Raw genomic sequence first — 14,150 nt, forward strand, 5'->3', positions numbered from 1 at the left:
TCAGTCACCGGCGGGGGTTTCGGTCGGTGGTGGTGCGGGCGCGGGCTTGGGAACCACGCCCAGGACGGCCTTTTCGATGCGTTCGCGCAGTACAGGGCTGTCGGCGTCGCCCAGATCCAGGCAGAACGCGTCGACCACGGCCGAGCCCATCGTCACGACTCTGGCCCATCGAACGTTGGCGCCGGTGGCGGCGAAGGCACCGGCCAGCCTGCTCAGCAAACCGATTCGATCGTCGGCGCGCAGCTCGAGAACGACCTGTCCGGGTGTGCTGGTCGGTGACCAGATCAGCCGTGGCTGGGCGCGCGCGTACCGTCCCTGTCCGATTCCTATCGCTTCGGCTTCGCGCTTGGCGAGCACGTCGGACAGGTTGAGCGCACCGGTTCCGGCGCGGATCAGTTCCTGGCGCAGCAGTCCGGCGTCGGGCGGGTCGCCGAATTTCGGCATCACGATGAACGTGTTGATCGCGGACTCCCCCGCGCCACCCAGCGACGCCGACAGCACGCGCAACGAGTGCAGTGCCAGCACACCGGCGGCGTCGGACAGCAGGCCCGGCTCGTCGGGGGCGATCACTGTCACCACGAAGGTGTGCTTGCTGTCGCCGGGCGCGAGGCTCACGTGCACACCACCGGCACGGGCCTTGTCGAGCAGGTCCGGCGCGATCGGTTCCGGTTCCGGCAGCGGTTCGCCGGCCATGACCAGCCGACACCGCCGCACCAGTTCGCCGATCAGCGACGCCTTCCAGTCACCCCACACGCCGGGCCCGGTGGCCATCGAGTCGGCTTCGGCCAGCGCGTGCAGTAGTTCGAGCAGGCCGACATCGCCGCCGAGCGCGTCGGTGACGTGCGCGACGGTGGCCGGGTCGTCGAGGTCGCGGCGGGTCGCGGTGTCGGGCAGCAGCAGGTGGTGGCGCACGATCGCGCTGAGCGTGCGCACGTCCGAGGGCCACAGGCCCAGCCGTCGCCCGATATGGGTGGCAAGTTCCGCGCCGACGACGCTGTGGTCGCCTTGCCTGCCCTTGCCGATGTCGTGCAGCAGCGCGCCGAGGATGAGCAGGTCCGGTCGGGCGACCCTGGTGCTCAAACCGCTGGCGTAGGCGACGGTTTCCATCAGGTGCCGATCCACGGTCCAGGTGTGGACCGCGTCGCGCGGGGGCAGGTCGCGCACGGCACCCCATTCGGGAAACAGCCTGCCCCACAAGCCCGTTCGGTCCAGTGCCTCGACCGCGTCGATGCTGCCGCGGCCCGCGCCCAACAGCACGAGCAGGTCGTTGAGCGCGTCCTTGGGCCAGGGCTCGCGCAGTTCGGGCGCGTCTTCGGACAGGCGGTTCAGTGTGGTCGCCGACATGGGCAGTCCGGTCTGCGCCGACGCCGCGGCCACCCGCAGGATCAGGCCCGGATCACGTTGCGGGCGTGCGTCTCTGGCCAATACGACCTCGCCGGAGTGCTCGACCACCCCCTCATCGAGTGGTCGGCGCACCGGCATGCGGCGCAGTCTGGCCAGGCCGCGTCGCGGGAGCGCGTTGGCGGCCGTGCGCAGACCGACGTCGCACGAATAGCTCACCGTACGCGCTGAATCAGTCAGTGTCCGTGCGAGATCGAAGCGGTCGCCGATGCGCAGCGCCGCGCCGATCTCGTCGGCGTCTTGCGCGCGCAGTTGGTCGCGGGCTCGACCGGCGACGCGATGCAGTTCGGTGCGCACGTCCAGGAGTCTGCGGTGGGCCAGTTTCAGACCGCCGCCGGGCGATTCGGGGCCCAATCCCGGCATGGCGTCGGTCAATTGGGCGATCGACAGCGCGTCGAGCAGTTGGATGTCGCGCAGGCCGCCGCGCCCGTTCTTCAGGTCGGGTTCGGCCCGGTGGGCGATTTCGCCGCTGCGCTGCCAGCGGGCGGTGGCCGCGGCGATGAGATCGTCGAAGCGGCCGCGGATGCCGGTGCGCCATTCCCGGCGCACCCCACCGATGAGCAGATTGCTCAGATCCTGATCGCCGACGATGTGGCGGGCTTCCAACAGCCCGAGCCCGGCGATCATGTCGTCGGCGGCCACCCGCAACGCCTGCGGAACCGTGCGCACGCTGTGGTCGAGTTTGATGTGGGCGTCCCACAGGGGATACCACAGCTGGTCGGCGACTTCGGACACCACCTTGGGGTCGACGTCGTCGTGCAGCAGGACCAGGTCCAGATCGGAGTACGGCAGCATCTCGTGACGGCCCAGGCCGCCCACCGCCACGACCGACAGGCCGCTGTCGGCGGTGATGCCCAGTTCGTTGCCCTTGCTGGTGAGCCACAGTTCGAACAGATCGACCAGGGCCCCGCGCAGGGTCTCCGCGTCCAGACCCGCGTCGAGCAGTTGCGCCCTGGCCTTGACCAGATCCGCCGCCCCGTTGTGCTGAATTCCGCCGTTGCGCTGTCCCACTACCCACACCACCCATTTCATGCGGGCGGCCCCGCCCCGACCGGATTTCACCGGTGGGAGCGGGGCCGCCACTCGATAGTTTGTTGTGCGTCGACTACCGAATTACAGTGCGTCGCTTCCGCGTTCGCCGGTCCGGACGCGGATGATGGTGTCCACCGGGGTCACCCACACCTTGCCGTCACCGATCTTGCCGGTACGCGAGGCCTCGACGATCACCTCGACGACCTTCTCGACCGACGCATCGTCCACGACGACCTCGACCCGAACCTTGGGCACGAAATCCACCGAGTACTCAGCACCGCGGTACACCTCGGTGTGGCCCTTCTGCCGGCCGTAACCCTGGACTTCGCTGACGGTCATGCCGAGCACGCCAGCCTGTTCCAGCCCGGTCTTCACATCTTCGAGCGTGAACGGTTTGACGATTGCCGTAACCAGTTTCATGTTCGTCATGCCTCCTTGACGAGCGAGCGTGCCGTGCCACCCACAGCAGCGAAATCGTAAGCGGTTTCCGCGTGCTCGGCCTCGTCGAGGCCCGCGGCCTCGGACTCTTCGCTGGCGCGCAGGCCGATCGTGAACTTGATCGCGTACGCGATGATGGCCGTTGCGACCAGCGAGTAGGCGAGAACGGCGAAGGCGCCGACAGCCTGCAGCTTCAACTGCTCGACTCCACCACCGTAGAACAAGCCGGTGACGCCCGCGGGGGCTTCGCTGGTAGCGACCAGACCGACCATCAGGGTGCCGACCAGGCCACCGACGAGGTGCACGCCGACGACGTCGAGCGAATCATCGAAGCCGAAGCGGAACTTCAGGCCCACGGCCAGGGCGCACAGCGCACCGGCGACCACGCCGATGGCCAGGGCACCGACCACGTTCACCGAGGAACACGCCGGGGTGATCGCGACCAGACCGGCGACGATGCCCGAGGCGGCACCGAGCGAGGTCGGGTGACCGTCGCGGATCTTCTCCACGAGCAGCCAGGCCATCATCGCGGCCGCGGTGGCGATCGTGGTGGTGAGGAAGGTGGCACCGGCGATGCCGTTGGCACCCAGCGCCGAACCGGCGTTGAAGCCGTACCAGCCGAACCACAGCAGACCGGCGCCGAGCATCACGAACGGCAGGTTGTGCGGACGGAACGGGGTCTTCGGCCAGCCCTTGCGGTTGCCCAGGATCAGGCACAGCACCAGACCCGCTGCACCGGCGTTGATGTGGACCGCGGTACCACCGGCGAAGTCGATCGCCTTGAGGTTGTTGGCGATCCAGCCGCCCTGCTCAGCGGTGTAGCCGTCGAAGGCGAACACCCAGTGCGCGACGGGGAAGTAGACGACGGTGGCCCAGATTCCGGCAAATACGAGCCACGAGCCGAACTTCAAGCGGTCGGCGACCGCGCCCGAGATGAGTGCGACCGTGATGATCGCGAACATGAGCTGGAAGGCGACGAACACCGTCAGCGGGATACCCGCGGTGATCGGGGCCGTCGGGTCCTCCGGGGTCGCGGTGAACAGCGGGATGCCCGGCGAATCGGCGGCGGTGCCACCGAAGATGCTCTTCAGGCCGAAGTACTGGAGCGGGTCACCGATCAGGTTGCCCTTGTCCTCGCCGAAGGTCATCGAGAAGCCGTATAGACACCACAGGATGGTGACCAAGCCCATCGCGGAGATGCTCATCATGATCATGTTCAGCACGTTCTTGCCGCGGACCATGCCGCCGTAGAAGAACGCCAAACCCGGCGTCATCAACAGCACGAGCGCTGCCGACGCCAGCATCCAAGCGGTGTCACCGGTATCCGGTGTACCGATCAGTGGAAATGCCACCTTGCTTCCTCCTCATCTCGGGCCTCGCCGATTACGGCAAAAGGACCTGTACAGAAGGGTCGCCACTCGGTGTTTCATCCGTTGAGCTGTGGTGTTTCACCTGAGTGAACGGATGGCGGTGTTGTGTTGCGACCACGTTTCACGTTCTCGGCCATAGCCTGTCAGCTCACGGTGAGGTTGGTACGCAAGTGCGATTCGCCGCGAGTTCGCACGGCGATTCGCCTTCGGTGATCTGGTCGGAAACACTGATGTCAGCCCCGAAAACCAGCGATGCCCGCCCGATCGCTGGATCGGACGGGCATCGGCGGAAATGCTACGAAGTGCCACCGAGCAGGGCGTCGACGAACGCGCCGGGCTCGAAGGGTGCCAGATCGTCGGCACCCTCGCCCAGACCGACCAGTTTCACCGGTACCCCGAGCTCGTGCTGGACCTGGAACACGATGCCGCCCTTGGCGGTGCCGTCGAGTTTGGTCAGCACCACACCGGTGATGTCGACGACGTCGGCGAACACGCGCGCCTGCATCAGACCGTTCTGGCCGACGGTGGCGTCCAGGACCAAGAGAACCTCGTCGACCGCGGCCTTCTTCTCCACGACCCGTTTCACCTTGCCCAGCTCGTCCATCAGGCCGGTTTTGGTGTGCAGGCGGCCGGCGGTGTCGATGAGGACCACATCGACACCACGGTCGATGCCCGCGGCGACCGCGTCGAAGGCGACGGCGGCCGGGTCGGCGGCTTCCTTGCCGCGGATGGTGTCGGCGCCCACGCGCTCACCCCAGGTCTGCAGCTGGTCGGCGGCGGCGGCGCGGAAGGTGTCGGCCGCGCCGAGCAGCACGCGGCGGCCGTCGGCCACGAGCACGCGGGCGAGCTTGCCGGAGGTGGTGGTCTTGCCGGTACCGTTCACGCCCACGACCAGCAGGATCGCCGGGTGGTCGGCGTGCGGGAGGGCACGGATGGAACGGTCCAGATCGGGGCGAAGGGCCTCGACCAACACGCTGCGCAGGACCGCGCGAGCCTGCTCCGGGGTGCGCACGGTGCGGGTGGCCAGTTCCTCGCGCAGGCGTTCGACGATGGCCGCGGTGCTGGCGGTGCCGATGTCGGCCAGCACGAGGGTGTCCTCGATCTCCTCCCACGAGTCCTCGTCCAGGTCGCCGCCGCCGAGCAGGCCGAGCAGGCTCTTGCCGACGGCGTTCTGGGAGCGGGACAGGCGGCCGCGCAGGCGTTCGAGGCGGCCGGAGGTGGGGTCGATCTCGTCGATCGCGGTGGTGACGGCGTCGACTTCGGCCGGGGTTTCGGGTGTGACGGGTGCTGCGGGGGCCTTGGTCAGCGGTTCGCTGGGTGCGGGGGCGGTCGGAGCAGCCTTCGTGGGTGCTTCGGCAGGTGCAGCCGTGGTCGGCGCGGTGTCAGCGGGCGCGACCTTCGTAGGCGCGGTGTCGGCGGGCACGGCCTTGGTCGGCGGGGTGTCGGCGGGCGCAGTCGTGGGCGTCTCAGCGGGCGCGGTGTCGGTGTCCGGTTCGGCCGGGGCGACGGTGTCGAGGGTGGACGCGTCGTCGGGGACCACCACGGTCTCCTCGACCGCGATATCGCCCTCGGGCAGCGGAACGTCGGTGATGCCACGGCGCGGTGCGTCGCGGGGTACGGCGGCGTCGTCACCGACGTGCGGTTGTCCCTCGGTGTCGGTGCGCTCTATCTCAGGGCGCTCGGGGACGGGTTCGGGTCGCGGCAAAGTTGCCGTCGACCCGCCCTGGCTGAAGTTGAACCCACCCGACGCGGCGTAACCACCGGATCGGTCCGTCAACTCCTTGTCCGGCTCGGGCGGGGCCAGCGAAATCTGGCGCCGCTTGTACAGGACGAAACCCGCGACGAGCGCCACCAACAGGACGGCGGCGATCGCGGCGATCAGGATCCACGCTTGCGAACTCACCCGGCGAGTCTATTCGGGCGACTAGTTGCCGCACGTCGGCGGCGTCTGCGCGGCGGGTCGGGCACACGTATTTCGGGCGGGTCGCGGCGTGGCGAATTACTACAGATTCGTTGTCCTGCGGAACTTCTGGCGCTTGACCCATAGGATCGGCGGAGTGACCGATCGAAACGTGCTTGGGGGGCCGCTGGATGAGTGCGGCCTCGATCCTCTCACGGGCTTCTACCGGGACGGCTGCTGCAGCACCGGTCCGGAGGATCTCGGCAGCCACACCGTGTGCACCGTCGTGACGGCGGAATTCCTGGAGCATCAGGCCAGCATCGGCAACGACCTGAGCACCCCCCGCCCGGAGAACAACTTCCCCGGCCTGCAACCGGGCGACCGCTGGTGCGTGGTAGCCGTGCGCTGGCTGCACGCCCACGAGGACGGCGTAGCGGCCCCCGTAGTGATGGCTGCCACCCACGAGAACGCCCTCGAGGTCATCTCGATGGACATCCTGCGCAAATACGCCGTCGACGTCCCTGACGACGTGTCCGACTTGCTCTGAGCTCAGGCCGAGGCTGCCACCGGGTCGGGATCGGAGGCAGCACTCAGGCCGGCACCGGGTCGGGGTCGGTGGTCTGGGCCCGGTTCAGGCGTTGGGAGATGACCTGGGTGATGCCGTCGCCGCGCATGCTCACGCCGTAGAGGGCGTCGGCGATTTCCATCGTGGGCTTCTGGTGGGTGATGACGATCAGCTGGCTTTTCTCGCGCAGCTGTTCGAACAGGCCGATGAGGCGGCGCAGGTTGGTGTCGTCCAGGGCTGCTTCGACCTCGTCCATGACGTAGAACGGGGAGGGGCGGGCGCGGAAGATGGCCACGAGCAGAGCGACTGCGGTGAGGGACTTTTCGCCGCCGGACAGCAGGGACAGGCGTTTGACCTTCTTGCCGGGTGGGCGGGCTTCGACCTCGATGCCGGTGGTGAGCATGTCGGACGGGTCGGTCAGCACCAGTTTGCCTTCGCCGCCGGGGAACAGTTTTCCGAACACCCCGACGAATTCGCGTTCCACGTCGGCGTAGGCCTCGGTGAACACCTGCAGGATGCGGGCGTCGACTTCGGCGACCACGTCGAGGAGGTCTTTGCGGGCGTTCTTGACGTCTTCGAGTTGGGTGGCGAGGAAGGTGTAGCGCTCTTCCAGGGCCGCGAACTCTTCCAGCGCAAGGGGATTGACCTTGCCCAGGGTGGTGAGGTCCTTTTCGGCGCGTTTGGCCCGACGTTCCTGGGTGGGTCGGTCGTACGGCATGGGCTGGGGTGCGCTGACCTGTTCGCCGCGCTCCTTGGCTTCCTCGTACTCGTGCATTTCCAGCGCCGAGGGCGGCAGCGGCACGTCGGGCCCGTATTCGGCCACGAGATCACCCAGTGCGATGCCGAACTGTTCGGAGATGGTGGTCTCGAGCTGTTCGATACGAAGGGCCGCTTGGGCTTTGGCGACTTCGTCGCGGTGCACGGCGTCGGTGAGCTGGGCCAGCTGGGTGTTCAGCGCGCGTGCGCGTTCCTTCACCTGTTCCAGCGCGGCCGCGCATTCCCCACGGCGCCTGACCAATTCGTCCCGACGGGCGGCTGCGGTGGCCACGACCTGTTCGAGTTCGTGCTTGATCTTGGTGCCTGACTCGGCGACTGCGGCGGCAACAGCGGCGGCTTGACGCCGAGCGGCCTGCGCACGTTCCGCACGAGCCCTGGCCTCCCGCTCACCACGAGCGGCACGACGCAACGAATCCGCTTTGCCGCGAACAGATTCCGCGCGTTCCTCGGACGTGCGCACGGACAGTCGAGCCTCGACCTCCATGGTCCGAGCCTCAGCGAGCGCGGCGGCGGCCTCTTCTCGCGCATAGGCCGCGGTCTCGGTGCTGGCGGCGCCGAAACTGTCGTCGCTGCCGTCATGTTCGATCTCGGCGTGCCGCAGCCGGTCCTCGAGTTCGGCGAGCGAGGCCAGCGACTTCTCCCGCGCGGCTTCGGCTTCCGCGCGTTGGGTGGCCAGCCGCTCCCCTTCGGTCTGCGCCGCACGGGCGGCCTGCCCCACGCGCGCGAGCCGGTCGTAGATGGCCAGCAGGGCCTGATCGGATTCGTGCAGCGCCATCAACGCGTGATCGGCGGCGTCTTTGCGATCGGTCTGTTCGGCCAGCGCTCCGGCCAAGGCCGCTTCCAGCTCCTCGGCCCGCCGTTGCGCGGCCGCCAATTCCGCTGTGGCGGTGTCGATATCGGCCTGCACCTCGAGCTGGCTTGGCATCCGCTCCGAACCACCGACAACCCACCCGGCACCGGCCAGATCACCATCACGGGTGACCACTCGCAGTTCCGGCCGCAGGGCAACGAGTTCGGTAGCGGTAGCGAGGTCATCGACGACCACCACACCCGAAGTCAGTGCTGCCACAGCAGGTTTCACCTGATCGTCGCCATCGAGCACGTCGAAAAGCCACTGCGCGCCGGCAGGCAACGTTCCCCGCTCGCTCGCGATCTTCCCGTCGGTGGCGAACACGAACGCCACCCGCCCACCATCGCCGCTGCGCAGTTCGCGCACGGCGGCATCGGCGGCAGTCGCGGTATCGGCGGTGATCGCGTCAGCGAGGGGTCCGAGCAGGGCGGCGACGGCGGCCTCGAACCCCGACTGCACGCGCAACTGCCCGGACAACCGCCCACCGAGCCCGCTCACCCCGTGTTCGAGCAACCAGGCCGCGCCGTCCTTCCGCGCCAAGTTCATGCCGAGCGCTTCGATCCGGGCTCCTAGCCGCGCGACCAGCTTGCTGGCCTCACGGTCGAGTTCGCGCAGTTCCCGCACCCGCTCGTCCGCGAGTTCCTGTGCGGCAACGGCATGTTCGTGCTGGGCGTCCAGGCCCTTCTCCCCCGCGTCGAGCTCGCCCAGTTCGTCCTGCACCGAGTCGTATTCGACCTGCGCGCTCTCGCCACGGTGCCGCGCGTCGGCGATGGCCACCGACAGTCGCGCGATCTCGGCGTCCACCGATTGCCCGCGCGTGCGCAGGTTGTCGACCTGACCGGACAACCGGGCCAAGCCCTCACGCCGGTCGGCGATGGCCCGCACGGCCGCCAGATGCGCCTGCTCGGCGGCCTTGGCGGCGTGTTCACGCTCGGCCAGCGCTTCGCGCGCGGCTTCCAGCGTCTCGGTGGCCATGTCGACCGCGTACCGCAACTCGGCCTCTTCGGCCTCGATCCGCTCGGCCTCGGCTTCGAGCTGCTCGGGGTCGCGCCCGGTGCCGACCGGAACTTCGCTGTGCAGGTGCCTGGCCCGATCGCTGGCGATCCGGATGGTGGCATTGACCCGTTCGGCCAGCGCCGACAGCTGGAACCACGTCTGCGCCGCGGCTTCCGCGGACGGATTCAGCCGCGAGAGCTGGAATTCCTGTTGCGCGAGTGCGGCATTGGCGGCATCGAGCTCGGTCTGCACGTTGATCTGCTGCTCGCGGGCGTATGCCTCTTTGCTGAGCTGCGATTCGAGTTCGCCACGGCGGGTGACCAGGTCGTCGGCGGCCAACCGCAGTCGCGCGTCACGCAGGTCGGCCTGCACGGTCTGCGCGCGCCTGGCCACTTCCGCCTGACGGCTCAAAGGCTTGAGCTGACGGCGCAGTTCGGTGGTGAGGTCGGTGAGTCGCGCGAGATTGGCCTGCATCGCGTCGAGCTTGCGAACCGCCTTCTCCTTGCGCCTGCGGTGTTTGAGCACACCCGCGGCCTCTTCGACGAACGCGCGCCGATCCTCGGGGCGCGATTCCAGAATCGCCGACAGCCGCCCCTGACCCACGATGACGTGCATCTCACGCCCGATACCGGAGTCCGACAGCAGTTCCTGCACATCCATCAACCGGCACGTACTGCCGTTGATCTCGTACTCGCCCGCACCGTCACGGAACATGCGCCGGGTGATCGATACCTCGGCGTAGTCGATCGGCAGCGCACCATCGGAGTTGTCGATGGTCAGGGTGACTTCGGCGCGTCCCAACGGTGCCCGCCCGACGGTTCCGGCGAAGATGACGTCCTGCATCTTCCCACCCCGCAACGCCTTGGCACCCTGCTCGCCCATCACCCACGACAGCGCGTCCACGACATTGGACTTACCGGACCCATTCGGACCGACAACGCAGGTAATGCCCGGTTCGAAGCGCAAGGTCGTCGCAGACGCGAAGGACTTGAACCCCTTCAACGTCAAGCTCTTCAGATGCACTTCCAAGACCCTTCCCGCGCGCGAGCAACCATGCTAACCCGCCTCCCCGAGACTCGGGTCGGACCTAGGTGCGTGGCGCTTGCCGCAGGCGCGGAGTCAGTGCGGGTCGTGCGGTTTCGCGTGCGGGTTGATGTGCTTGGAATCCTTGATCATCCGCTTGATGTGCGTCTCGGTGCCAGGAGCCGCTTCCCACCCGGTGAGCACCCGGAACAACAGCACCGCGCCCCACGGCCCGATCACCCACATCGGCCAGAAGTAGGTGAGCTCCCCCGCGGTCAGCGAGACCAGACCCCAGATGACCAGCACGATCACGCTCACCCCGAGCCAACTGCCCGCTTCGATCCGCTGCCACACCGGGAATCGCGGGCCGGGTTTGCGTTCGACAGCGGCGGCGGTCTGCGGTTTCGTCAACGGCGGTAGGTCGGCCAGGACCACGTCGAGCTGGTCGCGCGTCGTGGTGGCGTAGACCTTGGCTACGCGCAGGTCGTATTCACCGAGGTCGAGTCGGCCGTCGGCCAGGTGCGTGCCCAACTGGGCGACGATCGCGTTGCGTTCGGCGTCGGACGCGCGCGTACCCGGGGTGATTTCCATGCCGATGTCCTCTCGGTCACATCCACGATGGAGTGCTGACTTCCAGCGTCCACCCTCCACAGTGCGATGTCAACCGCACGCATCGATCAGAGAATGGCGAAGGCCACCACGAGACCCAGCGCGAAGTGCGCGGCGGCGACCAGCAGCACCTCGGGCGTGTACGCGTCGGCGTGCAACGTGCGCCCGATGTCGATACCGGTGACCTTCTCGATCACCCGCACCGAGATCACCTGCGCGATGATGCCGACCAGCCCGTACACGATCGCCGCGATCAGCCCTTCGGACAGCTTGTTCACCCCGCCGGTGGCCAGCACCGCGAACACCACGATGAACGCCATGCTGATCATGCCCGCGGCGGACACGATGATCGCGTTGGGCTTGCCCGCGATCACCAGGTCGCGCAGCTTGCCGGGGGTGGTCAGGTCGATGGCGAAGAAGCCGATCAGCATCAGCACCAGGCCGATGAGGCAGTACAGGATGATGGCGCCGACGCCTTCACCCAGCGCACTCCAATAACCCGATTCGAGGGCGAGGGCGGTCATCGTGGTCCTTTCGAACAATGTTGTTGTGGGAGGAAAGTCAGTCGACGATGCGGTGCGGGACGAACGCGGCGCCGTCATCGGTGATCAGCCCGGCGGTTTCGCGGATGCCGAGTCCGGCCGCGGTGTCACCCACGACCCAGGCCCCCAGCACCGGGCGCATCCCGTCGAATTCCGGTAGCGGGTCCAGCAATTGGTAGACGAACCCTTCCGCGCCGTAGACACCGCCGGTCGCGGTTTCCATGCCCGGGCCGACGATGGTCATGTTGGCGCCCTCGCGGCCGAGCTTGGGTTTGCGGATGTATTCGGTGAGCTCGTGCGGGTTGTCGAGGTAGGCGGGCAGCAGGTTCGGGTGGCCGGGGTACATCTCCCACAGGATGGCCAGGATCGCCTTGTTGCTCAGGATGGTGGTCCACAGCGGTTCGATCCAGGCGGTGGCGGGCAGGCTGCCGACCACGCGTTTGCCGAAGTCGTCGTCGAGGATCCACTCCCACGGGTACAGCTTGAACATCGCCTCGATCGGCGCCTCGGCCAGATCCACGAACCGGTTCAGTTCGGTGTCGTACCCGACTTCCTCGATCGGCAACGCGACGGTGTCGAAGCCGGCCTCGGCCGCGGTTTCCTGCATGTAGGCGGTGGTGACGTTGTCCTCGCCGGTGGCGTCGGCACCGGACCAGGTGAAGTGCAGTTCGGTGCCGGGCAGCACGCCGCGCAGTTCGGTCCAGCGTTCGACCAGCTTCTCGTGCAGCGAATTCCATTGGTCGCCACCGTGATACACCTGCTGCAGCCAGTGCCACTGGATGATCGCGGCCTCGAGCAGCGAGGTGGGGGTGTCGGCGTTGTATTCCAGCAGCTTGGCCGGGCGACGCGCGTCGTAGCGCAGGTCGAACCGGCCGTACACGTAAGGGTCACTGCGACGCCAAGATTCGGCGATCGGGCCCCAAGTCCATTCCGGCAGACCGAAATCCGCGAAACGTTCGGTGAGCACCACGTGTTCGACCGCGTGCAGGCACATCGACTGCAGCAGTTCGACATCCGCTTCCAGCGCCAGGATCTCGTCCATGGAGAACTCGTAGTGCACCGACTCGTCCCAGTACGGACGCGGCTGACCGCTGGCGTCACGTCCCGGCGCGCCGTAGACAAGACCCTGCTTCTCGACGATCTGCTGCCAGTCCGCGCGTGGCGTGCTCTGTACCCGTCGCATCAGGAACCACTACTCCCGCCGGTGGACTTGCTGCCGAGGCCGCCGCGTTGCACGGTGGTGCCGGTCTTGGTCTTGATCTCGGCGTTGCGTGGTTTCACCGACGTGCCACCGGTGGGCGGTTTGCCGATGGTCGGTGTGCCGCCGTAGTGGTAGCGGTACTGCGGCCAGCCCAGGATCAGCAGTCCGCCGCCGTGGCCGCCGGAGGAGGAGCCTTCACTGCGGAAGTTGGCCTGTCCTTCGCCGCATTTGTCGTCGGGGACAACGACTTCCTGGCCGTTCTCGTCGATCTGCACGCACGAGGCCGTGACCTGATCGGGTGCGGTGATCGCCCGGTAGGCGAGGTAACCGCCGCCGACCAGCGCGGCGACACCGACGATGGCGACGCCGCCGATCATCACGCGCTTGCGGTTGCGCTTCTTCTCCTCCGCCGCCGCGGCCGCCGCACGCTGCGCCTCTTCGGCCTGCTTGCGGGCCTTGTCCCTGGCACGCGCCTCACCGACGGTGGGCGGGCGCGGCTGGGTGACGCCGGGTTCCTGGCGGGCCATTCGACCGGGGCGCGGTTCGCCGACGGGATGTCCGCCCGAACCGAAAACGGGCGGCGTGCCACCGGAATCCGGCTGATCGGGTGGGCCAGGGTTCTGTGTGCTCACCGCTGCCGTACCCCCGCTGCCACCACTAGCGCTCCTCGAATCCCGTCATGTCGCCCCGCGCGGGCTCCCAGCTTTCCACAACCAAGTCCACGCGTCCGGGAGCCGGCCCGGCCAGACTGTGTGTCGCGTGCCCGACCGCGTGCGAACTGTCGAGCGCTTCGCCGGACCGTAGCAGTTCCAGCAATTTCTCGCCCGCCGTTCGCGACCCTTCGGCGATCACGTGCACGCGCCCGTCGCGGTGGTTGCGCGCGTACCCGACCAGCCCGAGTTCCAGTGCGCGCGACCGCGTCCACCACCGAAACCCGACGCCCTGCACGTATCCGTGCACCCAGGCGCTGAGTCGAACCGGTTCTTCGCTCATGCGTCGATATTGAAGGTCAACGTCACTTTCGTACCCGCCTTCAACGTGCGACCCACCGTGCACGCCTTGTCCACGGCGCGCTGCACGGTGACCAGCAGGCGTTCGCGCGCGGCTTCGTCGAGTTCGGACAGGTCCAGTTCGACGACCTCGTCGAGCTGCGGGTACAGCTCGTTCTCGCGGTCGGCGTCGCCGGACACGCGGATGGTGGCGTCGAAGTCGTCGCCCAGCCGCCGCGACAGCGGCACATCCGAGCTCAGACCGGTGCACCCGGCCAGCGCGATCTTCAGCAGCTCACCGGGGGTGAACGCGCCGGGCACGCCCTGCGACGCGATCAACACCTCGGCGCCGCGGTTGCTGCGCCCGGTGTACGCACGGGTTCCGGTGCGCTCGACCCACAGTTCGGTGGGGGCGTTGGGTGCACTCTGCTCAGACATAGCCCTGATCCTGCCATTC

Annotated in this window: 12 protein-coding genes; 1 reads left to right on the forward strand and 11 read right to left on the reverse strand. The window is 67.8% G+C overall.

Annotation, left to right across the window (positions count from 1 at the left end; translation table 11 throughout):
* The 4 genes from ACFWU5_RS01435 to ftsY all read right to left on the reverse strand — a co-directional run bounded on the left by ACFWU5_RS01435 (position 1) and on the right by ftsY (position 6,144).
* Positions 1-2,412 (reverse strand): [protein-PII] uridylyltransferase, encoded by a 2,412-nt coding sequence (locus ACFWU5_RS01435; RefSeq protein WP_379265758.1) that lies wholly within the window; start codon positions 2,410-2,412, stop codon positions 1-3.
* Positions 2,413-2,514: 102 nt separating this feature from the next.
* Entirely contained in the window at positions 2,515-2,853 is a 339-nt protein-coding gene (locus ACFWU5_RS01440) for a P-II family nitrogen regulator (RefSeq protein WP_110036141.1), read from the reverse strand.
* Positions 2,854-2,858: 5 nt separating this feature from the next.
* On the reverse strand, positions 2,859-4,223 hold the full coding sequence (locus ACFWU5_RS01445; RefSeq protein ID WP_379265759.1) for an ammonium transporter: 1,365 nt from the start codon (positions 4,221-4,223) through the stop codon (positions 2,859-2,861).
* 313 nt (positions 4,224-4,536) lie between these two features.
* Positions 4,537-6,144 (reverse strand): signal recognition particle-docking protein FtsY, encoded by a 1,608-nt coding sequence (gene ftsY / locus ACFWU5_RS01450; RefSeq protein WP_379265760.1) that lies wholly within the window; start codon positions 6,142-6,144, stop codon positions 4,537-4,539.
* A gap of 154 nt (positions 6,145-6,298) precedes the next feature.
* On the opposite strand from ftsY, the gene ACFWU5_RS01455 reads away from it, so the two are divergent.
* The gene (locus tag ACFWU5_RS01455; protein ID WP_379240679.1) at positions 6,299-6,688 is read left to right on the forward strand and encodes a DUF2237 family protein; all 390 of its coding nucleotides are present in this window, start codon (positions 6,299-6,301) and stop codon (positions 6,686-6,688) included.
* 43 nt (positions 6,689-6,731) lie between these two features.
* On the opposite strand, the gene smc is transcribed toward ACFWU5_RS01455, so the two are convergent.
* From smc to ACFWU5_RS01490, 7 genes are all read right to left on the reverse strand, one after another.
* Complete coding sequence (smc, locus tag ACFWU5_RS01460; RefSeq protein ID WP_379265761.1) at positions 6,732-10,352, reverse strand: chromosome segregation protein SMC; 3,621 nt, start codon at positions 10,350-10,352, stop codon at positions 6,732-6,734.
* A 96-nt stretch (positions 10,353-10,448) separates the two neighbouring features.
* On the reverse strand, positions 10,449-10,943 hold the full coding sequence (locus ACFWU5_RS01465) for a DUF1707 domain-containing protein (RefSeq protein ID WP_379265762.1): 495 nt from the start codon (positions 10,941-10,943) through the stop codon (positions 10,449-10,451).
* Between the two features lie 86 nt (positions 10,944-11,029).
* Positions 11,030-11,485: a DUF350 domain-containing protein gene (locus ACFWU5_RS01470; RefSeq protein WP_379240676.1), complete on the reverse strand. Its 456-nt coding sequence runs from the start codon at positions 11,483-11,485 to the stop codon at positions 11,030-11,032.
* Positions 11,486-11,522: 37 nt separating this feature from the next.
* The gene (locus tag ACFWU5_RS01475) at positions 11,523-12,686 is read right to left on the reverse strand and encodes a glutathionylspermidine synthase family protein (protein ID WP_379265763.1); all 1,164 of its coding nucleotides are present in this window, start codon (positions 12,684-12,686) and stop codon (positions 11,523-11,525) included.
* On the reverse strand, positions 12,686-13,336 hold the full coding sequence (locus ACFWU5_RS01480) for a hypothetical protein (protein WP_379265764.1): 651 nt from the start codon (positions 13,334-13,336) through the stop codon (positions 12,686-12,688). The genes ACFWU5_RS01475 and ACFWU5_RS01480 overlap by 1 nt, the downstream gene beginning before the upstream one ends.
* Before the next feature lie 25 nt (positions 13,337-13,361).
* The gene (locus ACFWU5_RS01485) at positions 13,362-13,697 is read right to left on the reverse strand and encodes an acylphosphatase (protein ID WP_379265765.1); all 336 of its coding nucleotides are present in this window, start codon (positions 13,695-13,697) and stop codon (positions 13,362-13,364) included.
* On the reverse strand, positions 13,694-14,131 hold the full coding sequence (locus ACFWU5_RS01490) for an OsmC family protein (protein WP_379265766.1): 438 nt from the start codon (positions 14,129-14,131) through the stop codon (positions 13,694-13,696). Before ACFWU5_RS01490 ends, ACFWU5_RS01485 begins: the two co-directional genes overlap by 4 nt.
* Positions 14,132-14,150 lie beyond the last annotated feature (19 nt).

This window comes from Nocardia sp. NPDC058640, assembly GCF_042716995.1.
In the GTDB taxonomy this organism is placed as follows: domain Bacteria; phylum Actinomycetota; class Actinomycetes; order Mycobacteriales; family Mycobacteriaceae; genus Nocardia.

Coding starts and splice junctions, on each gene's coding strand:
- ACFWU5_RS01440 (WP_110036141.1), bottom strand. CDS start 2,853: ATGAAACTGGTTACGGCAATCGTCAAACCGTTCACGCTCGAAGATGTG.
- ACFWU5_RS01465 (WP_379265762.1), bottom strand. CDS start 10,943: ATGGAAATCACCCCGGGTACGCGCGCGTCCGACGCCGAACGCAACGCG.
- ACFWU5_RS01470 (WP_379240676.1), bottom strand. CDS start 11,485: ATGACCGCCCTCGCCCTCGAATCGGGTTATTGGAGTGCGCTGGGTGAA.
- ACFWU5_RS01475 (WP_379265763.1), bottom strand. CDS start 12,686: ATGCGACGGGTACAGAGCACGCCACGCGCGGACTGGCAGCAGATCGTC.
- ACFWU5_RS01485 (WP_379265765.1), bottom strand. CDS start 13,697: ATGAGCGAAGAACCGGTTCGACTCAGCGCCTGGGTGCACGGATACGTG.
- ACFWU5_RS01490 (WP_379265766.1), bottom strand. CDS start 14,131: ATGTCTGAGCAGAGTGCACCCAACGCCCCCACCGAACTGTGGGTCGAG.